Here is a 23,996-nt window from a genome sequence, read left to right as displayed (position 1 = left end):
GCAGCGATTTTCTATTTTCGAACCCTCTTATTCCACGATAGGCTAGTTCTACAACCCCTCTTAGTATGATCAAGGCCCCTGATTCGCTAGTTAGATTCAATATTTTGGATAATCTAATTGAACAAATCTATTGGACAGTGGAGATTCAATAATGGTAAATTTAGCTACAATTCATATTAAACAAATTGGAATAATCAAAATTAGGGGGTTAAAAACTATGAATCGTCATTATCGTCGAACCATGCTCTTTATCGTTCTTGCACTTGTGCTCGTGTTATCTGCGTGTGGTTCCTCAACGAATACAACATCTTCTTCAGCAACGCAGGCGCCAGCTACTGACAAGCCTAAAGAAGCTGAACCTTCTCCAAATAAGGAAGAGAAAGAGAAAGTTGTATATATAGGCATTGTGAACGTACCCGTCACGCTGAATCAAATTAATGATCAGGGCGATTCTGCTGCTGACAATGCTATTGCACTAATTAATGACTCTCTTCTTGATCTTAATGAGAAATTCGAATTTCTGCCAAAGATCGCTGATTCCGTGGAGACAACGGATAATCAAACCTTTGTCGTCAAGCTGAATCCTGCGGCTAAATGGAATGATGGGCAGCCGTTCACCACAGCTGATGTTGCCTTTACATTAAAAACAGCCCTTAACCCGAAGGTAGAAACCAACTTTAAGCTGAACTTTATCGAAGGCTTGAACGATGCCGGTAAGTTGGAAGAAGGAACGACTGAGATCAGTGGCTTGAAAATTGTAGATGACAAGACATTCGAGGTCAGAACTAAGACGCCAATCGATCCACTTATTTTCAAGGAACGTTTCGGTACCAAGGTGTTCTTCCTACCCGAGCATATTCTGAAGGATGTAGCACCTGAGCAGCTCTCCACGAACCCATACTTCCAGAAGCCGGAAGTTACGATAGGTGCTTTCAAGATCGCTAACTTTGCCCAAGGACAGTATGTTGAGGTGGTCAAAAATACCGACTATTACCGCGATGTCGCCAAGCTGGATAAAATTTTTATCAAAGTGCTGCCAGCCACCAACCTTGTCGCGCAGCTGCAAACTGGGGAAATTCAGATGAACTCTGTACCTGTAGGTCTCATCCCTATTACAGATTATGAGAAGGTCAAAGGATTCGAGAATGTCGAGCTGGCTTCAGGAAACCCTTCTGTACCCCCTGAAATCTTTTTTAACAGTAACAAAATTGCAGATCCAAAGGTACGCCAAGCCATTGCTTATGCGCTCAACCGCACCTTGGTTGTAGACCAGCTGCTTAAAGGTCAAGGAGAGGTCATTGACGGAGGTATTCCGAGCTACCACCCTTACTTTAATAAGGATATTGAGAACTATAGCTATGACCCGGAGAAAGCAAAGCAGCTGTTAGAAGAGGCCAATTGGGATAAGAAACAGCCGATTGAATTCCTCGTTCCGGTAGGCAACAAAATCCGCGAGCAGGCTGCTGATATTCTTGTGCAAAACCTGACGGCCGTTGGCCTCAACATTCAAGTGCAAAAGTTTGATTTCCCTACACTAATCCAAAAGGTGCAAAAGGGTGATTACGACATTACCATCTTCACCCGTGACTTTTATATTGAGCCGAGCTCCTACTTCACTCTGTTCAAGAGTACCAATCCGGGCAACTTCTTGAATTATAAAAACCCGCTGGTTGATGAGCTGATCACTAAGGGCGAAACGGAAGCCGACCCGGCTAAACGCAAAGAAATTTATAACAAGCTCCAGGAGACCCTGCATGAAGATGTGCCATCCCTGGCTGTTTATTCGGAAAAAAGATTACTAGCAGTGTCTAAGGACGTACTTGTCGGCAAGCCGCTCGATATTGGGATGTTCAACAACATTAATGAATGGGATCTAAAATAGCAGGAGGAGAGCATGAGTAAAAAACAACTGGTTAACTGGCTTGAAACCAATAGAACTACTTATGAGGAGCTTGCGCTGCGCATCTGGAATCGCCCTGAGGTAGCTTATGCGGAAGCTTTCGCCTCAAAGCTGCAGTCAGAAACGCTGGAGGCAGCCGGTTTCCGAATTACTTCTGGCATAGGTGGTGTACCAACAGCTTTTGTGGCTGAGTATGGCTCGGGTGGACCAGTACTCGGTATCCTTGGGGAATATGATGCGCTTCCGGGACTTTCGCAGAAGGTGAGTGCGGTTCGTGAGCCCATCACTCCTGGCGGACCCGGCCACGGATGTGGCCATAACCTGCTGGGGACGGCAGGCGTGGAAGCTGTGACCGCATTAAAGCAAAGTCTGGATGAGGCAGGATTGTCAGGTACGATTCGTTATTATGGTTGCCCAGCGGAAGAGGTTTTGTCCGGCAAAACATTTATGGCGAGAGCCGGTGCTTTTGATGATCTGGATGCAGCGTTAACATGGCATCCCGGGAACTCGAATGCCGCTTGGAGCATTCGAACATCGGCACTTACTTCTGTTGAATTTTTCTTCAAAGGCCGTGCTGCCCATGCAGGCGTAGTTCCGCACTTGGGACGCAGCGCTCTGGATGCAGTCGAGTTGACCAATGTTGGGGCTAATTACTTGCGTGAGCATGTGCCAGACGGATCGCGTATTCATTATACGATTACAAATGGGGGAGAAGCACCGAATATTGTACCCGATGAGGCAAGCGTCTGGTACTACCTCCGGGGCGTCAACCGCAAGCATGTGGACGAACTGCTGGAGCGCCTAATCAAGATCGCCCAGGGAGGTGCGCTGATGACAGAGACGTCGGTCACTTGGGAGATTAAAGCGGGTGCTTATGATTTGAATATAAACGAGTCGCTAAATCAATTGCTTGTGAAGCAACAGGACGACGCAGGTGAGCTGAGCTTCTCAGCTGAGGATCAAGAGCTGGCGACAGCTCTTGCAACCACCCTCGATCCGGATTTGTTGCAAGCCGCTAAGAAACGTCATCAGGAGTGGGGGAAGACAGACGAGCTTCTGCCAACGGGTTTCTACGAAAACCGCTCTACTTCACAGACAACGGGTGGCGGTTCTAGCGATGTGGGTGATGTGTCTTGGATTACGCCAGTGGGCCAGATTACTACAACCTGTGCACCACTTGGTGTACAGGTACATACCTGGCAAGCGACGGCTGCTTTTGGTTCGCCAATTGGTCTTAAAGGTATGCACCATGCCGCCAAGCTGCTGGCCCTTGCAGCTTACGAGCTGCTAACAGACGGCGGAGAGGCATTGAATAAGGCCAGAACAGAATTTTTAAACTCGACACAGGGCAAGCCCTATATTCCGGCTATCCCGCAAGATGTGCATGCACCCGTTCTTATTTGAGAAGTTGAACGCGGACGGCTTCATTTTGTCAGAAGGGCGGTGAATCATATCACTAATCTATTGGAAATCGATCGGCTGCAAACTGTATTTTGGAATGGGAAAGAAGACGTAGTTGCTGTTCAGGATATTAGCTTCAATCTGAAAGCAGGGGAGACGATAGGCATTGTTGGTGAATCTGGTTGCGGAAAGAGTGTGACCTCACTTTCAATTATGAGACTGCTCGGCAATAATGGCCGGATTAAGCAAGGGGAAATTCGCTTTAACGGCCAGAATATAGCTGCGAATTCCGAGAAGGAGCTCCGTACCCTAAGGGGGAAGGAGATATCTATGATCTTCCAAGAGCCGATGAGCTCGCTGAATCCCGTTCTGACGATCGGACATCAGCTTGTGGAGATGATTCAGTGTCATACGAGCCTTACCCGCAGGGAGGCCAAGGCTTATGCTATTGAAATGCTGCATAAAGTCGGATTACCTCATGGTAAGAATCTAATGAATACCTATCCGCATACGCTTTCTGGCGGGATGCGCCAGCGAATTATGATTGCTATGGCGTTGTCTTGTAAGCCTAAGCTACTGATTGCCGATGAACCGACGACAGCACTTGATGTCACGATCCAAGCGCAAATTTTGGAGCTGATGAAGGTGCTTCAGCAAGAGAGCAAAGCAGCGATTATGCTGATCACTCATGATCTGGGTGTCGTAGCGGAGATGGCGGATCGTGTAGTCGTTATGTATGCGGGCCAAATTGTAGAATCGGCTGATGTATTCACGCTCTTCCGTGAACCGAAGCATCCCTACACGCAAGGATTGATGGCATCCATCCCGAGTATTCATGGAGAGAATGAACGGCTACAGGCTATTCCCGGCACGGTGCCCTCGATCACAAAAATGCCTGAGGGCTGCCGTTTCCATACCCGTTGTGCCTTAGCGACCAACCGTTGCCGGCAGGAACAGCCGGAGCTTAAAAGTGTGGCGGGTGAGCATCAAGTACGATGCTGGGTCGTCGAGGAGCAGACGATACCTTTATCAGACATTGTAAATTCCCGGCAACAGGAGGCTAGCGTATTATGATCGCAGATTCTCCGCTGCTTCAAGTAGAACAGCTGAAGACGTATTATCCGATTAAAAAAGGTGTATTCTCACGTACTGTCGGTCATGTAAAGGCGGTAGACGATATTAGCCTGAGCATCCATAAAGGCGAAACACTCGGACTTGTTGGTGAATCCGGCTGTGGCAAATCGTCTTTCGGTCGTTCGATTGTACGACTTGAGAATCCTTTTGAAGGTCGGATATTGTTTGAAAATGAGGATATTACTTACCGGAAGCAAAAGGAACTCAGGGAGGTTCGTACGCAGCTTCAAATCATTTTCCAAGATCCTTATGCATCACTTAACCCACGCCAACGAGTGGCTGACATTTTGGCAGAGCCGTATATTGCACATAATTTAGCAACCGGCAGTCAGGTACAGGCGCGTGTGAACCGACTGCTTGATATGGTCGGATTGCCACAAGCTTATAAAAATAGGTACCCGCACGAGTTCTCCGGTGGTCAGCGTCAGCGGATCGGGATCGCTCGGGCAATTTCATTTGAGCCTAAGCTGATCGTCTGCGACGAGCCGGTATCTGCGCTGGATGTATCGATTCAAGCACAAATACTGAATCTCTTGTCCGATCTGCAACGAGAATTGAATCTGACCTATCTATTTATTGCTCACGGAATCGGTGCGGTGAAATATATTAGCACTCGAGTGGCTGTGATGTATTTGGGGAAAATCGTCGAGATTGGTGATAAGGATGAACTATTCCGCAGTCCGAGGCATCCTTACACGCAAATCTTACTTCAAGCCTATCCGAAGCCAGATCCGACCTTGCGTGCAGACAAACGGATCGTCATCCAGGGCGATGTGCCGTCTCCGGCCAATCCTCCCAGTGGCTGCCGATTCCATACACGCTGTCCGTATGCGCAGGAGCTATGCCGCGTGGAAGAACCGGTATTAGACGAGAAGCCGCATGCGGTTGCTTGTCATTTTCCTCTTGCCCAATAGAGTTATGAAAGAGAAGGGAGGAGTCGGCCATTTTTCAATACATTATACGCCGAATCCTGATTGCGATCCCCGTCCTATTGGGGATTACAGTGCTTAATTATTTCATTATCAAGCTTGCGCCTGGCAATCCAGTTGATATGTTTATCGATCCGAATACCCCAAAGGAAGTCCTTGAGCTCAGGAAAGAGATTCTGGGTCTGAATGATCCTGTGATTCTGCAATATTTTAAGTGGCTGCTGAATCTGCTGCAGGGTCAGTTAGGTTACTCTTTCAGCTCGTATGCACCCGTTACCAAGATTATCGGCGAAAGAATCGGTCCAACTTTACTGCTGGCCTCTGCTGCGCTTATCTTCGGTATGCTTATTGCCATTCCTGTTGGTATTCTTAGTGCTGTTAAGCAAAATACGAAGTTCGATTATATCATGACAGGCCTTTCTTTTATCGGTACGTCTGTTCCGCAGTTTTTTCTCGGTTTGGGCCTGATTTATGTATTTGCTGTTCAATTGAAATGGTTCCCCACGGGCGGGATGGTTACACTCGGCGGCGCAGGGGGGTTCTGGGATCGTTTTACCCATATGATTCTGCCTGTGTTTGTGCTAGGTATTGTTATTGCAGGGAAAAAAGTGCGATATGTACGGGCAAGTATGCTGGATGTAATGAATATGGACTACCTGCGTACAGCAAATTCCAAAGGCCTGCATCCGTTTATTGTCACGAATAAGCACGCGCTGCGTAATGCGCTTATCCCGATCATTACAGTAGTTGGCATGGAGATTCCGCTGTTGTTAGGCGGCAGCATTCTTATTGAGCAAATATTCCAATGGCCAGGTATCGGCCAGTTGACGATTCAATCCATATTGTCCCGTGATTATCCAATACTGATGGGATTGAACCTGGTAGCGGCACTGATTGTACTTACGACCAACTTGCTTACCGATCTACTGTATGCAGCAGCTGATCCGCGTATTAAATACACTTAGAGAGGGGTGATCGACTTGGCATTATCTCCGTATGAGCTTGATGAGGGCTCCATGTCTGCAGTGATCCCTGCTGAGAGCGTTAAACCGGAGACGGAGGATGCTTTTTTAAAGCAGTTATTCACTCGCTTCATTCGGCACAAGCTGGCCGTTGCCGGGCTTGTAATAACTGTGTTGCTTATCCTTGTGGCATTGCTGGCACCGTGGATTGCTCCGAACGACCCTAAAGAAGTAACGGGAGTTTTCTCAGCTCCCCCTTCGGCAGAGCATTGGCTTGGGACGGATCAGGTTGGACGCGACGTTCTGAGTCGTCTCATCTATGCGACGCAAATTTCACTTATCGTCGGGTTCGTGACAGTAGCTCTATATGTGACCGTTGGAACACTAATCGGAATCGTGTCCGCTTATTTTGGCGGCTGGCTGGATATGGTGATCATGCGGATAACAGATATGTTCATGGCGTTCCCCTTTCTGATGGTTATTCTTGTAGTCATTAGTATTCTAGGCTCGAACATGACAACGATTATTCTCGTCCTGGCCTTGTTCTCCTGGCCGGGCGTCGCACGGCTTGTTAGAGGTAGCGTACTGTCTATTAAGCAGCTTGACTACATTAATGCAGGCGTCGCTCTAGGGCTGAGCACGCCGAGGATATTGTTCCGGCATATTTTCCCCAATGCTGTTGGACCTATCATTGTGAACGCAACCTTTGGCATTGCTTCTGCCATTATGAGTGAAGCGGGCCTTAGCTTTCTCGGTATGGGGGTGCAGCCCCCGACAGCTAGCTGGGGTAATATGCTTACGGACGCACAATCATTGACGGTATTAACTGATCAGCCATGGCTGTGGGTACCTCCGGGGGCAATGATCCTGCTCACTGTGCTTGCTATAAATTTCGTAGGTGATGGTCTGCGCGATGCGCTAGATACCCGCCAGTAGTCTGGCGTTCCTTGCACACAAGGCCCATACCATGAGCGTAAAAGGAGTTTATCATGAAACCTGTTATCGGCATTACAAGCACATTAGCCAGATTGAACGCTTATAGTGAAGGAGTATACGTTCATCAGGATTATCACATTGCGGTAGAAGCGGCGGGTGGTCTCCCCATCGTTCTGCCGCTTGCTTCAATAGAAACAGTTAAACAATTGATCGACCTTTGTGACGGACTGATTTTTACGGGAGGTGAGGATATCGATCCTTCCAGATACGGCGAAGAGGCCATACCTGAGCTTGGACAGACACTGGCAATTCGTGACGTGATTGAGCTGGAAGCGATTCGCTATGTTCTAGATACTGATAAACCACTACTGGCCATCTGCCGCGGAGTGCAAGTTCTAAATGTTGCCCTCGGCGGTACGCTCTATCAGGATTTGCCGAGCCAGTATGAGGGAGCTCTAGAACATGTGCAGCGCGACGTTCCTCGAAGCAGAGATACCCATGATATTTTGCTTGCACCTGAAAGTCGATTGGCTAGCATTTTTGGGAGCAGTCAAGTAAGGGTCAACAGTCTTCATCATCAGGCACTTCGGGAGCTCGGAGTAGGATTGCAAGTGACGGCAACGTCACCTGATGGTGTAATTGAAGGGGTTGAGCATACGGGGAGAAGTTTTACAATCGGGGTACAGTGGCATCCTGAAAATATGGCAGCTGCTAACGAGCGTCAAATGACGAAGCTATTTGCAGCTTTTGTGGAGCAGGGCCGTACGTGGAGGGATCGGAGTAAACAAAACAACGGTGAATAAGACTGCGGTAAATGAGATCGGGCGACTCTGCTGTTAATTATAAAAGTAAATACACAATACGAAAAAAAAGGATTCGATGCATGGGTGATCCAGGCAGGTCGCTTTGCGAGAGTGGCTGCCCATAACGCCGATGCCGAATCCTTCTAATCGCGTGTTGTACGCTTGAGACGTATATTGGAAGCCTTGATCCGAATGGAGCACGGCATCCGAGGTACGTCTATTTTGCTTTCCCACTGCTTGACCGTATCCAGTGCGAGCTGCGCATCATTTCGGTCTGGACAGGTATTTCAGAAGCCGCCAGACCTTCTCGTTTCTGTATGCCGCTTAATTATCGAGGTTTACGTTTTCCTCACCTGGAACAATTTCTATATTGGAAATCAGGTTATTTGCGACAGTAAAGAAATAATAAAATAGTTGGGGACTTCCCGGGAAATTGCCGCTGGTTAGGGAAGTTACAATGACTATTCCGTGTTTGTCTTCCACGTTTATAACCTCGGATCTCAGCTTAAATTCGTCATTGGAGTCTCCGCGCCACTTCTTGATGGCCTCAAGTCCATTAAAATGTTTGTCTTCACCGATATCGTGAACATGAGCGTCGTTTGCCATGCAACCGTCAATAACAGTATTGTCATTGGTATTTAGGGAATTCATGTAAATTGCAATTGGTGTGGGTAGTTGAAAAGACATGATTACTCCTCCTTTGTAATTCAACTGTATCATTCATAACTAGACTACAGTATGTCATGTTATGAATGATCTTATGATTCCAACCTGCAAGTCAAATTCCGACTAAACTTATAAGTTAAGTATTGACACGGAAACGTCTATCTTTTACACTTAACTAAAATTAACCAAATAAAGAAACATCTGTTTCTATTATAGAAACGGATGCATGATACGGGGGATCGATTATGAGCGAAGTAATACTAGATGGAGAGAACATAAAAATTGAAGATATTGTTAATATCTCCAGACATCATGTTCAGGTTCGAATTGCTGAATCTAGTAGAAGAGAAATTATTAAAGTCAGAGAATACATAGAGAAGAATTGGATCAGAAGTGACGCCCCCCCAATCTATGGTTTTAATACTGGCGTAGGTAAATTGAAAGATTTCAATATTTCGGTTGAAGATAATGATTTGTTCCAAAGAAATATTATTTTGTCGCATTGTGGGGGCGTTGGCGACCCTGCATCAGAAGAAGTCGTTAGAGCGACCATGGCGGTAAGATTAAATGCTTTTTGTCAGGGTGTATCCGGGCTGAGGATTGAAGTGGTGGACAGGCTGGTCGAAATGCTGAATAAAGGTGTCCATCCTGTAATTCCCGTGCAAGGCTCAGTTGGAGCATGCGGCGATCTGGCGCCTTTGGCTCATATGGCCTCTGTTCTCATCGGGTATGATGCTGCTGAAGCCTACTATGAAGGTGAGATTTTACCTGCTCCGGAAGCTTTAAAAAGAGCGGGTATCTATCCGATCAAATTCGAGCTGAAAGCAAAGGATGCACTCGCGCTCATTAATGGAACGACAATGTTTGCAGGGATGGCTGTACTTAATTATTTCGATGCTGCAAAGCTAGTAAAAGAAGCAGAAGCTTCTGCCTCGTTAAGTATTGAGGCTATGCGTGGAGAATTGGCGGCATTTGATGAGCGAATCCATCTTGTCAGACGGCAAAAAGGGCAAGTAGATAGCGCCAGCAATATTAGAAGACTTGTCAGAGATAGTGAGCGCACGACTGAAGATGCAAGGAAGGTTCATCTTAAGCATGATGTCCTGCATCCAGAGTATCAGCCGCGCGTTCAAGATTTATATTCCATCCGCTGTCTGCCGCAAGTACATGGTTCTTGTAGGGATAACCTGAACTATGTCAGAGAAATTCTGGAGCGGGAAATCAATGCAGCTACAGACAATCCACTTGTGTTTTGGAATGAACAAGGGGAGCTTGATTTCTTAAGCGGAGGGAATTTTCATGGTGAACCGATTGCCTTTGCCATGGATATTCTAGCTATGAGTCTAGCGGAAATCGGGAATATTTCGGAACGACGAATTTTCGCACTATGTGATTCAACGCTTAACTATGGCTTGCCGCCAATGCTTGCCGGAGAACCTGCGGGTCTGAATTGTGGTTATCCTGTTATATCATGTGCAGCTGCAGCGATCGCCTCCGAGAATAAAACATTATGTTTTCCTGCCAGTGTAGATACCCTGTCTACTAAAAGTAATCAAGAAGATCATGTAAGTATGGCCCCTTGGGCATGCAGGAAGACAAAGCAAATCATCGATAATCTTCCTAAAATTATTGGGATCGAATATTTGCTCGCCTCAAGAGCCATCTATATTACAAGAGATGTACTGGGTGATTTTAAACTAGGGGCAGGCACGCAAATCGCATATGACGTGTTACTAGATGCCATTCCGTTCACAGATAATGATACATACATGCCTTCGCTTTCTAAGGGAGCTATAAAACTAGCTGAATCTGGTGAGATTGTGAAAAAAATCGAAGCCGCAATTGGAGATTTAATTTAGTAGATTCATGTTTCAAAAACATACAATTAATAAGGGAGTGGATTTTTATGAAAAAGAAAGTTTTCAAACAATGGATGCTTATTAGCTTAGTAGGGGCGTTAGTGTTGGTATTATCGGCTTGCGGAGATAAAAATGACGACACTCAGGATGCGCTGGCGGCTATAAAGGCAAAAGGTAAGATCGTGGTTGGTAATAATGCTGTATTCGCTCCATTTGGATTCCATGCCATCGTTGACGGTGCAGATCAGAGAGTCGGCTTTGATATTGACTTAGCTAAAGAAATTGCCAAGGATATCGGAGTGGAAGTGGAGTTCAAACAACTAGATCTGGATGCATTAATTCCAGCCCTCAAAGCTGGCCAGACTGACATCTTGATTTCAGCTTTATCGGCAACAGAAGAAAGAAAGCAGCAGGTTGATTTCTCGGATATTTATTATCTGTCCCAAGATATTGCGTTGATTCAAGCTTCGGACAAGGACAAATATAAAAGCCTGGACGATCTAAAAGGAAAGAGAATCGGCGTGCAGCTGAATTCTACGGAGCAAACGCTAATGCAAGCTCAATTCCCGAATGAGAATCTTGTTCTGATGGACAACATGAATACGCTAAACCTTGCTCTAAAAGCTAAGCAGGTTGATGTTGTTATTAGTGAAGGTCTTGTTGCAAAAGTTGCTGTAGCTGCAAATCCCGAGCTTGCGATTGCTGATGGAATCGTTATCGATGATTCTGCTTTAAACAGCGCTGGAGTTGGAGTTGTCGTCAAAAAGAATGAAGATGCTTTGCGTGAATCTATCAACAAAACCATTAAACGACTTCAGGATTCTGGAGATCTTGATAAATATATTCAAGCCGCTTCCGAATTGGCTGCAAAAAATCAGAAAAATGAATAGAGAGTCCGAATTAAATATGCCTGGATAAGGTTTACGTGCATAAAGAGGAGGCATATCATTGCTTGATTTTAGTTCTCTAGACCGCTATATTCCTAAATTTCTTGAAGGTTTGAAAGTCACCATAGGCTTATCAATAGCAACCGTTATTTTAGCCACGGTTTTAGGCTTTATCATCTATTTTATGAAAGCTTCCAAATCCGGCATCGGGAGATTTAGACCTATAAGCGCGTTTGCTGTGGTTTTTATCGAGCTGATGCGGGGAACTCCATTGCTATTACAGATATTGCTTGTTTTTTCGGGTGGTAAAATGCTGCTGGGTATCGATATCTCAGCATTTCAGTCGGCGGTTATTGCCATTACCTTAAATGCCAGCGCATTTATAGCTGAGATTGTAAGAGCAGGTATCGAGGCTGTGGATAAAGGGCAAATGGAAGCGGCAAGAAGCTTGGGCATGTCTCGTAGCTTGGCTATGAGACTTGTCATTATGCCACAGGCAATCAAAAACATTTTACCAGCTATAGGGAATGAGTTTGTGAATATCATAAAGGCTTCTTCAATGGCCTCTGTAATTGGCGTTGGAGAATTGACATTAGCAGCCAAGATTGTGCAAGGCGCCACCTATCTTGCTCTTGAACCGTTAATCATTTCGGCCGTGTTTTATCTTATCCTAACGTTCTCGTTGGGTAGGTTGATGAGCTGGATCGAAAGGAGGTTTAAGAGCAGTGATACACGTTAAAGACCTGTATAAAAACTTTGGCAAGACTCCAGTATTATCGGGCATCAATCAACATTTTAAAAAAGGGGAAGTAACGGTTATTATTGGTCCCTCCGGTTCGGGTAAATCAACTTTGCTGAGATGCTTGAATCTGCTGGAAGCCCCCACCTCTGGATCGATTATTTTCGATGGTCAGGATATTACGGATAAAAAGGCAGATATCAATAAGATCAGGCAGAGAATGGGCATGGTATTCCAGCAGTTTAACCTCTTCCCCCACAATAACGTCATCAATAATATTATGCTTGCACCTATTCATGTTAAGCGGATGTCTCAACAGGATATTTATAAACGCGGATTAGAGCTGTTAAGCCGGGTGGGTTTGTCCAGTAAGGAAAAGGATTACCCGGCTTCTCTCTCAGGGGGGCAAAAACAGCGGATTGCTATAGCCAGAGCCTTGGCAATGGAGCCGGAAGTCTTGCTATTTGATGAACCTACATCTGCGCTAGATCCTGAAATGGTGGGGGAAGTGCTCGATGTCATTAAAAATTTGATTAAAGAAGGGATGACAATGGTGATTGTCACCCATGAGATGGGCTTTGCCCGAGAAGTTGGCGACCGGATTCTATTTATGGATAAAGGGGCCATTTTAGAAGAAGGTACGCCAGAGGAAGTATTTTCTAATCCTAAACATCAAAGAACAATAGAATTCCTATCGAAAGTTTTGTAATGATAAGGAGAATTTTATGTCAGGAAATGATACAGACCAACTGCAAACACTGGATAAGGGATTAGAAGTTCTTATGAGACTGGTTGAACGGGATGGAGGATGGGGAGTTGCTGAACTCGCAACTGCCTCCGGCTTCAATAAATCAACCACCTTCCGTATTCTTCGTACGCTGCAACGGCGGGGATTCGTTTCCCAGTTGCCTGATGGAAAGTATGAAGTGCGTGTGGAAATATTTCAATTCATCATGGACCGTCTGTCCGGGAGATTGAACTTCCAGCGGATTGCACGTGCCGAATTAGAACGTCTGGCTCATGAAGTGAGAGAAACGGTTACCTTATCCATTATTTCTAATCGTCAGGTGAAGTGTCTGGACAAAGTGGATAGTCCTGCAGCTGTCCATGTCACGCATTTGATCGGACGTTTGAGTCCGATTAATAAGGGATCATCGGGGAAGGCGATTCTTGCTTTTCTTGACCAAGAAGAGCTGGAAAGATATATGGATTCTTCTGCGTCGAAGCCATCTTCTGAACATGAAACTGCGAATCGCCAGAAGTTATTAAATGACCTTGTGATCACCCGTCGCATGGGATATTCGGAATCACACCAAGAACTGGACCAAGGTGTCAGTGCGGTTGCAGCTCCCATATTCGACCGCTTTGGAAGGGTGATAGGGAGCCTTACCGTTCTAGGTTTTACGCAGGATTTCACACCTGATTTTTGCATACAATATGGGTCAGCCGTTAGAAAAGCAGCTGCTACAATTTCAGCGTCCCTCGGTCATTCCTTGACACCAAAACCAATTTGACAGAAGATTGATATTCAAATATTTAAGTTTTGGCATGGAGGTTAAAGGGTATGAAATTTGATGTAATCATCATTGGTGCAGGTTCAATGGGAATGGCCGCAGGTTATTTTTTAGCCAAGAGTGGCAAGAAAACCTTATTACTAGACTCCTTTAACCCACCACATAACAAAGGTAGCCATCACGGGGAAACTAGAATTATCAGGCATGCTTATGCCGAGGGTGAGGAATATGTTCCATTTGTTCTTAGAGCACAACAATTATGGACTGATCTAGAACAGGCTACTGGAAAGCAATTGTTTCTTCAAACAGGGGTCCTCAATGTAGGTGAGGAAGGATCCGATTTTACGCGAAATATTATCTCTAGTGCTGAAAAATATTCGTTGCCACTCGATATTATGGATTCTAACGAAGTTCATCAGCGTTGGCCTGGGATCACTTTACCTGACGATTATATTGGGTGTTTTGAACCTGCGTCGGGAATACTGAAAAGTGAGGAATGTATCCAAGCTTATAAAGAGCTTGCCGAATCCCACGGTGCTACAATTCTCACCAATAGTAGAGTACAAGATATTTCCGTTCTAGATGACAGAGTAATTATTAAAACGGACGAAGAGACCTTTTACTCCGATGCGTTGGTTGTCTCCGCAGGTTCATGGTCAGGGGAGCTACTCTCGACGATGCTCGATTTGGATCTTCCTCTTACAGCCGTAAGAAAGACTTTTGCTTGGTTTGATGCTGATGAAAATAGTTATAATCATGAGCAGTTTCCAGCCTTTAACTTTGAGACTCCAGAAGGTATCTATTACGGTTTTCCAAGTACGGATGGCTGCGGCTTAAAGGTAGGACGACATGATGGCGGAGATGAAATAAATCCGGATGAATCGATGCAAGAGTTTGGTGAAGTAGCAGGCGATAAGGAAGATTTGAGAGATTTTTTGAATGGATATCTTCCTGAAATTCAGCAAATGAAGTATGGGAAAATTTGCATGTATCCGATGATTCCTGATGAAAAATTTATTATCGATTTACATCCAAAGTATCCTAACATTGCGATTGCAGCAGGGTTTTCAGGACATGGATTCAAATTTAGCAGTGCAGTTGGACAAGCCTTGAGCAACCTGATTATTTCAGGGAAGAATGACGTAGATCTCTCTCATTTTTCACTCAAGCGATTTTAAAAGTTTCGTGTAGGCTAACATCATCAATATAATGCTAAATATCACTAGAGCAAGTAGTGAAAAGGTGACTTCTGAATGAATCAGAAGTCACCTTTTTTTGTTTTTGTGCTACAAATTCCGCTAAGGAGTGATTTCCAAATTTTTAAAAAGCGGCTTGACGAACAAAAAAGTTCAAGATATTATTGAGCAGTAAATTAGTAATTTAGTAAATTAGTAAATGAGAAGAGGGAGCAAGATGAAAATTCCTACAACGTTAAAGCATAAACCTGTAGTTGTAGTGGAGAATTATGAGAAGGTTGACGGCCGATTGGCCAGAAACACAGACGCGCAGGGCCTTTCCCTGGGATTGGCGCAGTGGAACGATCGGGGAAAGGTCGATATTTCGGCTAAAGTATGGAGATACACGGGAGAAAAGTGGTCAAGACAATCGGAAGAACTGCCTCTCCATCGTGTTCTGGATTTGTCCATTTTGATCTGCCGGACCTTGGCCCATTTTCAAGAAGCTTATCGCTATGAGCATTTATATGATCCGAAGCAGCCGGTTCTCGATCGTATTGCCCTGCAAGGTGATGCTATGACCGTGGCGGTCGATGTGGCCAATGAAAAGATTAATAAAGATATTCAGCTGTTCAGTCAGGCACTGAGTGATGATGATGAAATGATCAGCGAGCGTCTGAGTGCGCTATCGAAAATTTTAGAAGATATGGGGTATTAAAAATGTTTGCGAATCGCTATGTTCGAACAATTATCCTCTCCCGGGTGCTGCTGCAGCTGGGGATATGGATCCGTAATTATGCCATCCTGCTGTATGTTTCCGAACTGACGCATAATAATCCGGTGGATATATCATTGATTTCGGTTGCAGAATTTGCACCGATCTTTATATTTGGCCTGATTGGCGGAACCTTTGCCGACAGGTGGCGGCCGAAGAGAACGATGGTCTGGAGTGACTTGTTGTCTGGTTTGTCCGTTGGGGCTGTGCTGCTTGCGGTCATAAACGGCGGATGGGTTGCCCTTCTGATCGGGTCTTTTGTTTCTGCCAGCTTGTCGCAATTTTCTCAGCCTTCGGCGATGAAACTGTACAAGCGACATGTGCCTGCTGAACAACTGCAGGGCGTGATGGCAATGTCTCAAACGTTGGTCGCTGTCTTTACGGTGCTTGGACCAGTCATCGGTACATTTATTTTTATTAAGTTTGGGATTAACGTGTCTCTGATTTTGACGGCAGTGATGTTCCTGGGCTCTTCCTTCATATTATCGACCCTTCCGCGTGATGAGGCGGAACCGAAGTCAGAGAATAACGGTGGCTTCATCAAGGAGTTAACGGCTGGACTGCGCTATATCAGGGACAATAAATCTTTAAGAACACTGAGTATGACGTTCTCGGCAGTCGGTTTGGCTTCCGGATTGACTCAGCCCCTGCAAATCTTCCTGGTCATCGAGAATTTGGGACGGGATAGACAATTTCTGCAATGGCTCGTGATGGCCAATGGGGCAGCGATGATGGTAGGCGGAGCCGCTATTATTGCGATAGCCAAGAAGTTTAAGCCACAGACATTGCTTTTAGTCGGCCTGCTTGTCAATGCCGTCTGTACGGTGGGAATGGGCGCGTCCAAGCAAATTTGGCTGACCATTGCTCTGCTCGTAATCAGCGGTCTGTTCTACCCTTGTATCCAAGGCGGAATTCAGACGCTTCTTGTGCGGAACACAGAGGGAGCATTCATTGGCCGGGTATCCGGAACGATTATGCCGATTTTTATGGGGATGATGGTCGTTGGAATGTTCATCTCTGGTTATCTCAAGGATGCATTTTCCTTAATAGGAGTATTTGCGGTGAGTGGTATGTTTGCGATGCTCGGTGCGCTGTTGCTGCTCCCTATTGTTGTTAAGAAGAGCAGTAAAGCCGAAGCAGGCCCGACAGCATGACGGGCAAGAAGGAGAGATAAACAATGCAAGAACATGAGGAATATTATTTGTCACCTGAGAGATCATTGACAGATGCGGAAAAAAAGCTGGTATGGCAAAAGCCCATGTCTCATAAGCCCGGCGAAGAGGAACAGCGTATCAGTAACGAAGTGAAACGGAACTGGAATCGCGGTGAAATGAAAATCGCCAATATTCTATTAGAAGGTGATGCCGGCTCTGGCAAAACCCAATTAGCCAAAGCGTTATCCGCTAATTTTGGGCTACCCTATACAAAGGTGACCTGTTTTGCGGACATGGATAAATCGGATATCATTGGGGCGATATTACCGGTGATTTCTTCTGAACAATTAGAGAAACTGGAGCCTGTAGAGCAAACTGTCCTGAAAGCTCTGTATGAAAGCGACGGGTTTCAAAGTGCTACTGAAATTTTGATGAATGCATTGGAGATTACCCAGGAGCAAGCAGGCTTAAAGATGAAGCAATTGCTGAAGATAGCTGCGGAACACAGTGAAGGGGAAACTGTTGAGTACCGTTTTTACCCTTCAGAGATCGTTAGGGCTTATCAGCAAGGCTATCTTCTAGAAATACAGGAACCAAACGTCATTCGTGATGCAGCCGTACTCATGGCGCTCAACTCTGCTTTAGAACTGGACGGAAGTATTAATCTTCCCACTGAAATCATTCACAGACATCCAGACTTTATCGCGGTCATTACCACCAATCGTAGTTATGCTGGGGCGAGACCGCTCAATGAAGCGCTGCGGGACAGAGTCCAGCACTCGGAGAAAATGAATCTGCCAACGAAAGAAGTCATGGTGGAACGGGCAAAAGTCAAAACTGGTTATCAAGATGACCGGGTACTCAGCGTATTAGCAGATACGATTATCATTTTGGATACTACAGCCCGGACCAATGCCATCAAAGGTGTAGCTGGAATGCGTTCCTTCTTTTACTGGGCAGATGCGGTTGCAGAAGGCGCTTCGGCCAAAGAATCGCTATATCATAAGGTTATCTACAAAATAACTACCGATGCAGAGGAAATAAAGATTTTGGAAGAAGCGCTCGAAAAACATGGTCTACTCACAAGCTTAGACACTGTTACCACGGGTGAAGTAAAAAAAAACGAAAATCTAGCGATGACGCAGCAATAGAGATCAAGCTATGGGGAGATACAGGCGACGACACTGAGGTTGACAATGACAGCGGGGCAGACGAAGAGGGAATCGCACTCAAGAAATCTGCGGATAGTGAAGAGAACTCTTCCCATGTATCCGATGATTCAACTGACATGAGAAGTACGGATACCGGAGAAAATGGCTCTCCGCAATACCATCAGGCGAACCCCGAACCGATGTCTGAAGAGGAGAAACAAAAAGAGCGCAAATTCCGTAAAAAACTCAATCAGACCGCAAGAGCGATGTTGTCAGATTCCATTCATGAGCGGGTTAAGCTTATTGTTCATCGTCCCGATTACGATCAGAAACTCAAAGCGGAATATGCCACTCTAAGCAAGGAGCTTATGCCGATTGTCCAGGAAATTGCCCGCAAGACCCTTCCGCTCCTGGAACATGAGACATCTTCCGAATTTGAGCGGTACCGTTACTATGGTAGTAAGTTTCAAGCAGACAGTGTGGCGTATAAGGATTACAGGTATTTTTCCAAAAAACGTCCTCCAACGGAATCCCCTTCCCTAGTGGTTGCTCTAAGGGTGGACGAATCCGCATCGATGGCAGCGTTCGGAAGACTCGAAGCAGCCAAGCGAGCAGTAATCGCGGTCTATGAATTTTGCCAAATATGCAATATACCCGTATTAATCTATGGCGATACTGCGGATGTTTCCAGGTTAGAACAAATGTCGATCTTTGCTTATGCGGACTTTGATAAACCAGATAGTAATGATCGATACAGGCTGATGAAGATTCAGGCTCGAAGCAATAATCGTGATGGAATGGCCCTTCGAATTATGGGGGAACGGTTAGTCGTTTCGCCAGAGCAGACCAAGCTGTTAATTAGTATCAGTGATGGACAGCCCAAAGCAATGGACAATTATACTGGGAGGTATGCCATTACAGACATGCAGCAAACGATAGAGGAATATGAACGGAAAGGCATTACCTTCCTTGCAGCCGCTATCGGTCAAGACAAGGATGTCATTAGTGAGATTTATGGCAATGAAAGATTTTTGGATATTACGAATTTACGCGAGTTTCCTGCGAAGCTGGTGCGGATTATTGCCCGGTATTTGTAAGTTCGATGAATATTGATTATATAGATTGAACTGAAAAATAAAAAAGGGGCGTAGGAGTGTAGGAAAGGTTTGGAACTGTAGGAGCGGTAGCGACCGCCTGAAAGCTTTCCGCAGGAAAGCTCGCATCGGAAGCATAGGCTGTACGCAGATTTCAACCGCAAGTAGCGGTATAATTGAAAGAAATCTGGAGACAACAGCGGCCGAAAGTCCAAACATTTTCGAAATGACGTATTTACCCATCTAAAGTTTTTAAGTTCAATTTATAAAGCTAAGATAAGGAGAGAAAGATATGGATATGAAAAAGCGTAAGGAACTGCTTGAGGAGTACAAGCAAATTAAGATTTATATGGGTGTCGCCCAAATCAAAAACAACGTCAACGGCAAAATCTTCATCGACAGCTACCCCAACTTGAAAAACAAATGGTTTACTCTGCAGATGCAGCTGGATCAAGGGCGATTCGCAAATGCCCAGTTGCAAAAGGATTGGAAAGAATTCGGAGCGGATGCGTTCACGTATGAGGTGCTGCAGCAGAAGCAAACCGATCAGATCACTGATATACGCTGGGAACAGAAGCAAATCTTGAAGCCGTGGCTAGAGAAGCTACAGCCCTATGGAGACAAGGGGTACAATAAGCCTCCAAAGGAGTAAATAAATTCATAGATATAATGAGGTTAGAAGCCCGTCAATGGAACAATTGGCGGGTTTTGTGATGCCATTGAAACTGGTCCAAAGACGGATTTGACTAACGATGAAAACCAAGATAAGATGAAACCGTCGTTTAGTAAATTAGTAAAATGGTAAAAGGAAAGAAGGGAAACAATGAAAATACCTACAACGTTAAAACATAAACCTGTTGTCGTATCGGAGAATTATGAGAAGGTTGACGGCCGGATGGCGGGTAACACGGACGCGAAAGGTCTTTCCCTGGGACTGGCCCAGTGGAACGATAGAGGAAAGGTCGATATTTCGGCTAAGGTATGGAGATATACCGGCGAAAAATGGTCCAGACAATCGGAAGAACTGCCGCTGCACCGCGTTCTTGATTTGTCCATTCTGATCTGCCGGTCTTTGGAACATTTTCGTGAAGCCTATCGGTATGAGAATTTGTATGACCCAGAGCAGCCCGTGATTGACCGGGTTGGCCTGCAAGGGGATGCCATGACGGTATCGGTATGTACGGACAATGAACGAATTAATGAAGATATTAAGCTGTTCAGTCAAGCGCTAAGTGATGACGATGAGATGATCGGCGAGCGTCTGAGTACGTTATCCAAAATATTAAAGGATATGGGATATTAAAATATCCCCTGCCCACCGTATATCGGAAATCATGGAGTCCTGACTCCATGAGGTAATGAAGACCCGAAGAGTAATCTTCGGGTCTTCATTATTTTCATCGATTAGAGGAGAGCTAATTTGCTCTTCTGAACGGTAGATAGCCATTGCTCTGCAATGATCTGCTGACCGGCACTCGTTGGATGGACGCCATCCCAAATCCAATAATCAGCTTCAGCGCGCCGGCATGCGTCATTAAATGCAGCTTGCAAAGGCACAAATATTGCACCGAACTCTGCTGCTAATTCCTTTGTTATCTTTTGATACAGCTGGATTCGCTCTTGCCATTGATCCCAACGATCTTCTGTTGCACCTGTTTTTAATATAAATGGTTCTAGCAAAATTAATTTGGTGTCCGGGAGCACGTCTCTGGTTTCTTCAAGAAGGATCTTGTAAGCGCGACCAAAACGGTCCGTGACTCCACTAGGTTCACCATCCATCGATCTCCAAGCATCATTGGCCCCAATTAAAATGCTAATCACATCAGGCTGTAGTGCTATGGCATCCTCATTCCAGCGAGCATATAAATCCGAAACACGGTTGCCGCTGATTCCACGATTGATAATTAAAGGCTGTTTCTCAGCCAGATCATAACCAAGCTTAGAACCAATCAGATACACGTAGCTATGTCCCAAAATATGATTCGGATCATCACTGCGGCCTCTTGATCCGTCTGTAATGGAATCGCCTTGGAACAGTATCGTTGTCATCATCCATTCCTCCAAAAATAATAGGTATTCGCATCTTAATCTGTAGTATATAACGACATTAACTACTTGTCTCTATAATAATGAGGAGCTTGGAGGTGCCATAATGATAAACAAATAGCCCGTTAGAGGAAATACTCTAACGGACTTAGCATGTTAAAATTGTTGGCCAATACGATAAGCTTCATTTAAGATAGCGTCGTAATGTCTTTTCTCTTTTTCGGAATCGTCAGGGAATTTCTCAATGGTCTCATACAAGTAGTGAACAGCTGCTTCTTTAACTCCAACGTAATCCACCAAGTAGGTCAATTCTCTATTTATTGCAACATTATGTCCGTGTTTCTCGAAATGCGGCTGTGTTCCTCCAACTAATGACACCCAACCTATTTTTTCTACCGGTAAACGGTACCTTTCGCCTGTAACACTATCCTGTCCGTAGGCAAATCCATTATTCCATACCCGGTCGATATAGCCCTTCAGCATGGCAGGTACGCCAAACCACCACAATGGGAAGACGAATAGAATGGCATCATTGTTTCGGACGCGCTTCATTTCCCGCATTACTTCTTCCGAATATATTTTATTCGGATTGTCCCAGACCGGCTCATCTGCTGGATGAAGGAGAGGGTCAAAGCCCTCGGCATACAAATCCGCAATTTCGTATTCATGCCCTGCTTCCGTTAGTCCCTTTATTAATTGTTTCGTAACACTTCCCGTTAATGAATCTTGTCTTGGATGCGTTACTACCACTAGTACCTTCATTATATAATTCCTCCATTTTGTAAGTTAGTTGAGATTAAAGGCCTCAGCCAGTAACCGGTAACCTTCGATTTTTTGTTCGTAATCAGGCGTCAAAGATACAAGCATAAATTCGTCTACGGAATAGGTGGCTTGCAGTTCTTCGAGTTGTGCTTTGACCGTTGCTGGGGAGCCTACCAGAATTCGATTTCTATTCTCCCGGATTCGCTCCAGAAGGCCAGGCTCCTTGGGTAATTGACTCGCAGTGGCTACACTTGGAATACCTTGAAGAGCCACACCCGATTCGATCAGGATCACCGCCCAATCTGTACTTTGGGCAATCTCTTCTGCCTGTTCATCGGTCGCTGCTGTCACGGCTTGTATGCTTACGACGACTTTCGGCTTTGGGTAATAAAGAGAGGGCCTAAAATGATCCATATAGTATTTGACCGCAGCTTTTCCGTCATAAGCATTAATAAAATGTGCGAAAGAAAAGGGGAGGCCTTTTTCAGCGGCAAGTTTGGCAGTATAGCTACTTGAGCCTAGCATCCAAATGTGCGGATGGCTTGTTAATCTCGGCGTGGCATGTAATCCCTGGAGTCGATGCCCTTCCGGCAGCTCTCCATGCGTATAAGCCAGTAATTCGTCCACTTGCACGGGGAATCGGCTGTTATTTCGAGCTTGGCCGTCTTGCAATGCGAGCGTAGATAGTGGTGCCCCTCCAGGTGCTCTGCCGATACCCATATCAATTCTTCCTGGAGCAAGTGCTTCCAGTACATTGAAATTTTCTGCCACTTTATAAGCGCTATAGTGAGGCAGCATAATTCCGCCGGAGCCGATTCTAATCCGCTCTGTCTTGGCCGCCAGGTGGGAAACGAGAACTTCAGGAGAAGAACCGGTCAGGCTGGGTGTATTATGATGCTCAGATACCCAGAATCGGGTATAGCCAAGTTTGTCAGCTTCTTGGGCAAGCTTGATTGTATTTTGCAAGGCCTCTGCTTGTGTTTGTTGTTCAGCAACGGGCGATTGATCAAGAATACTTAATTGAATCAAGTTGTGCCCTCCTTTCTATTTGTTAATCCTTGTCTGAATGCTATTATGTAGTATGGATGTTAAAATAGGAAGTAGGCACTATATTGTTCTATAGGAACATAAAAGGTATCTATAGGCTTTTTGAACCTTTAATTATTATTTAATTTTGATGCAAATTAGGAGGATTTAGATATGAATAAGCAAAAGAAATATATGATTGGCGTGGAGGTTACTCTGGAAGTAATTGGGGGGAAGTGGAAGGGGGTTATCCTGTATCATTTAACCAATGGGAAGAAACGGACGAATGAATTACGGAGTTTAATGCCTGAAATCACGCAAAGAATGCTAACCAAACAGCTGCGGGAATTGGAACGGGACAAAGTGATTAATCGTCATATGTACAACGAAATTCCGCTTCGGGTAGAATACGAGCTTACTGAATACGGCTTGAGTTTGAAGACGATCTTGGATCACTTCTGTTTGTGGGGGGAGAATCATTTAGAACATATCCATGGAAATAAAGATTTGCTTGAGCAATGGGAATATTGAATCGTTACGCCTGTTTTCCTGGGAAACGGGCGTTTGATGTTTCTCTCAGTGGATACTAAAACCGTGGTCGCCAAAGTTGATTTCACGGCAAGCGGAATTTATGGTAAATTATAGATATGATTTTCCCATATTTTATGGTTTCGTATGTTTTGGATGCGGAGGTGTTCTGATGCTAAAACGCTATTCATATTCTTTTTTCTGGACTGTAGGGTTTCTTCTTCTGCTCTATTTAGCGAATAGATCTTTCCTTTACTTTGATATTAAATATAAACACACATTTAATCTGTCCTACAATTTGTTGCCTTGGGGAACAATTCCGATTTTAATTGGTATTTATTTTGCTTTGTATAAGGGTTTCCCTAAATCGGTTACAGTGAATTCATCTCAATTAGTTGTACTTATAATAAGTTTTATAGCAACAATCTATCCGTTCCTTATCTTTTATTTCGGAGTACCAGTGGTGCCATTTTATAATGTGTTATTTAATTACAATGGGTATTCTCTCATTCCATTTTTATTTGGTTTTTCTGTTGTGAAGACTTTTTTTAAATG

The 23,996-nt window shown here is 45.0% G+C and carries 24 protein-coding genes; 20 read left to right on the top strand and 4 right to left on the bottom strand.

The features are described 5' to 3' along the window. Positions 1-217 precede the first annotated feature (217 nt). The 7 genes from ACFRAM_RS22130 to ACFRAM_RS22100 are packed head-to-tail and all read left to right on the top strand — an operon-like array spanning position 218 to position 8,065. On the top strand, positions 218-1,882 hold the full coding sequence (locus ACFRAM_RS22130) for an ABC transporter substrate-binding protein (protein WP_379468118.1): 1,665 nt from the start codon (positions 218-220) through the stop codon (positions 1,880-1,882). A gap of 12 nt (positions 1,883-1,894) precedes the next feature. Beyond that, positions 1,895-3,304 (top strand): amidohydrolase, encoded by a 1,410-nt coding sequence (locus ACFRAM_RS22125; RefSeq protein WP_379468116.1) that lies wholly within the window; start codon positions 1,895-1,897, stop codon positions 3,302-3,304. A gap of 48 nt (positions 3,305-3,352) precedes the next feature. Then, positions 3,353-4,375 carry an ABC transporter ATP-binding protein gene (locus ACFRAM_RS22120; protein ID WP_379468322.1) on the top strand — a complete coding sequence of 341 codons (1,023 nt, stop codon included), beginning with the start codon at positions 3,353-3,355 and terminating at the stop codon, positions 4,373-4,375. Continuing rightward, positions 4,372-5,349, top strand: coding sequence for an ABC transporter ATP-binding protein (locus ACFRAM_RS22115; protein WP_379468114.1), 978 nt, complete (start codon positions 4,372-4,374; stop codon positions 5,347-5,349). Before ACFRAM_RS22120 ends, ACFRAM_RS22115 begins: the two co-directional genes overlap by 4 nt. A gap of 29 nt (positions 5,350-5,378) precedes the next feature. Next, entirely contained in the window at positions 5,379-6,329 is a 951-nt protein-coding gene (locus ACFRAM_RS22110; RefSeq protein WP_379468319.1) for an ABC transporter permease, read from the top strand. Between the two features lie 51 nt (positions 6,330-6,380). Beyond that, positions 6,381-7,262, top strand: a complete 882-nt coding sequence (gene opp4C / locus ACFRAM_RS22105) for an oligopeptide ABC transporter permease (RefSeq protein WP_379468317.1) — start codon at positions 6,381-6,383, stop codon at positions 7,260-7,262. Positions 7,263-7,315: 53 nt separating this feature from the next. Further along, a complete protein-coding gene (locus ACFRAM_RS22100; RefSeq protein WP_379468112.1) occupies positions 7,316-8,065 on the top strand; it encodes a gamma-glutamyl-gamma-aminobutyrate hydrolase family protein in 750 nt (249 codons plus the stop codon). A 324-nt stretch (positions 8,066-8,389) separates the two neighbouring features. Here the strand turns inward: ACFRAM_RS22100 and ACFRAM_RS22095 are convergent, their stop codons facing one another. Continuing rightward, entirely contained in the window at positions 8,390-8,752 is a 363-nt protein-coding gene (locus tag ACFRAM_RS22095) for a hypothetical protein (RefSeq protein WP_379468110.1), read from the bottom strand. Between the two features lie 224 nt (positions 8,753-8,976). On the opposite strand from ACFRAM_RS22095, the gene hutH reads away from it, so the two are divergent. The 12 genes from hutH (at position 8,977) to ACFRAM_RS22035 (ending at position 20,382) form a co-directional block, all read left to right on the top strand. Next, the gene (hutH, locus tag ACFRAM_RS22090; protein WP_379468108.1) at positions 8,977-10,590 is read left to right on the top strand and encodes a histidine ammonia-lyase; all 1,614 of its coding nucleotides are present in this window, start codon (positions 8,977-8,979) and stop codon (positions 10,588-10,590) included. Positions 10,591-10,637: 47 nt separating this feature from the next. Next, positions 10,638-11,480, top strand: coding sequence for a transporter substrate-binding domain-containing protein (locus tag ACFRAM_RS22085; protein WP_175372372.1), 843 nt, complete (start codon positions 10,638-10,640; stop codon positions 11,478-11,480). A 58-nt stretch (positions 11,481-11,538) separates the two neighbouring features. Continuing rightward, a complete protein-coding gene (locus tag ACFRAM_RS22080; protein ID WP_379468105.1) occupies positions 11,539-12,216 on the top strand; it encodes an amino acid ABC transporter permease in 678 nt (225 codons plus the stop codon). Then, positions 12,203-12,925, top strand: a complete 723-nt coding sequence (locus ACFRAM_RS22075; protein ID WP_379468103.1) for an amino acid ABC transporter ATP-binding protein — start codon at positions 12,203-12,205, stop codon at positions 12,923-12,925. The genes ACFRAM_RS22080 and ACFRAM_RS22075 overlap by 14 nt, the downstream gene beginning before the upstream one ends. 16 nt (positions 12,926-12,941) lie before the next feature. Next, complete coding sequence (locus ACFRAM_RS22070) at positions 12,942-13,730, top strand: IclR family transcriptional regulator (protein WP_379468101.1); 789 nt, start codon at positions 12,942-12,944, stop codon at positions 13,728-13,730. A 50-nt stretch (positions 13,731-13,780) separates the two neighbouring features. After that, positions 13,781-14,908 (top strand): N-methyl-L-tryptophan oxidase, encoded by a 1,128-nt coding sequence (solA, locus tag ACFRAM_RS22065; protein WP_379468096.1) that lies wholly within the window; start codon positions 13,781-13,783, stop codon positions 14,906-14,908. A 235-nt stretch (positions 14,909-15,143) separates the two neighbouring features. Further along, entirely contained in the window at positions 15,144-15,623 is a 480-nt protein-coding gene (locus tag ACFRAM_RS22060; protein ID WP_175372366.1) for a DUF6530 family protein, read from the top strand. A gap of 2 nt (positions 15,624-15,625) precedes the next feature. Beyond that, positions 15,626-16,834: an MFS transporter gene (locus ACFRAM_RS22055; RefSeq protein WP_379468093.1), complete on the top strand. Its 1,209-nt coding sequence runs from the start codon at positions 15,626-15,628 to the stop codon at positions 16,832-16,834. Positions 16,835-16,857: 23 nt separating this feature from the next. Beyond that, positions 16,858-17,985, top strand: a complete 1,128-nt coding sequence (locus ACFRAM_RS22050; protein ID WP_379468091.1) for an AAA family ATPase — start codon at positions 16,858-16,860, stop codon at positions 17,983-17,985. A gap of 137 nt (positions 17,986-18,122) precedes the next feature. After that, positions 18,123-19,082: a vWA domain-containing protein gene (locus ACFRAM_RS22045; protein ID WP_379468089.1), complete on the top strand. Its 960-nt coding sequence runs from the start codon at positions 18,123-18,125 to the stop codon at positions 19,080-19,082. Between the two features lie 289 nt (positions 19,083-19,371). Continuing rightward, positions 19,372-19,731 (top strand): GIY-YIG nuclease family protein, encoded by a 360-nt coding sequence (locus ACFRAM_RS22040; RefSeq protein WP_379468087.1) that lies wholly within the window; start codon positions 19,372-19,374, stop codon positions 19,729-19,731. Between the two features lie 171 nt (positions 19,732-19,902). Then, positions 19,903-20,382, top strand: a complete 480-nt coding sequence (locus tag ACFRAM_RS22035) for a DUF6530 family protein (RefSeq protein WP_066364853.1) — start codon at positions 19,903-19,905, stop codon at positions 20,380-20,382. A 101-nt stretch (positions 20,383-20,483) separates the two neighbouring features. On the opposite strand, the gene ACFRAM_RS22030 is transcribed toward ACFRAM_RS22035, so the two are convergent. The 3 genes from ACFRAM_RS22030 to ACFRAM_RS22020 form a co-directional block, all read right to left on the bottom strand. Then, a complete protein-coding gene (locus ACFRAM_RS22030) occupies positions 20,484-21,131 on the bottom strand; it encodes an SGNH/GDSL hydrolase family protein (protein WP_379468085.1) in 648 nt (215 codons plus the stop codon). A 150-nt stretch (positions 21,132-21,281) separates the two neighbouring features. Next, on the bottom strand, positions 21,282-21,887 hold the full coding sequence (locus tag ACFRAM_RS22025) for an NAD(P)H oxidoreductase (protein WP_379468083.1): 606 nt from the start codon (positions 21,885-21,887) through the stop codon (positions 21,282-21,284). A 24-nt stretch (positions 21,888-21,911) separates the two neighbouring features. After that, positions 21,912-22,916, bottom strand: a complete 1,005-nt coding sequence (locus tag ACFRAM_RS22020; protein WP_379468082.1) for an LLM class flavin-dependent oxidoreductase — start codon at positions 22,914-22,916, stop codon at positions 21,912-21,914. A 171-nt stretch (positions 22,917-23,087) separates the two neighbouring features. On the opposite strand from ACFRAM_RS22020, the gene ACFRAM_RS22015 reads away from it, so the two are divergent. Next, complete coding sequence (locus ACFRAM_RS22015) at positions 23,088-23,444, top strand: winged helix-turn-helix transcriptional regulator (protein ID WP_379468081.1); 357 nt, start codon at positions 23,088-23,090, stop codon at positions 23,442-23,444. Positions 23,445-23,996: the final 552 nt, after the last annotated feature.

It is taken from the genome of Paenibacillus sp. NPDC056722 (assembly GCF_042790635.1).
Lineage (GTDB): Bacteria > Bacillota > Bacilli > Paenibacillales > Paenibacillaceae > Paenibacillus_AQ > Paenibacillus_AQ agri.
The sequence above is the reverse complement of the archived record's forward strand: the minus strand, read 5'-3'. Positions and strand labels throughout refer to the sequence as shown.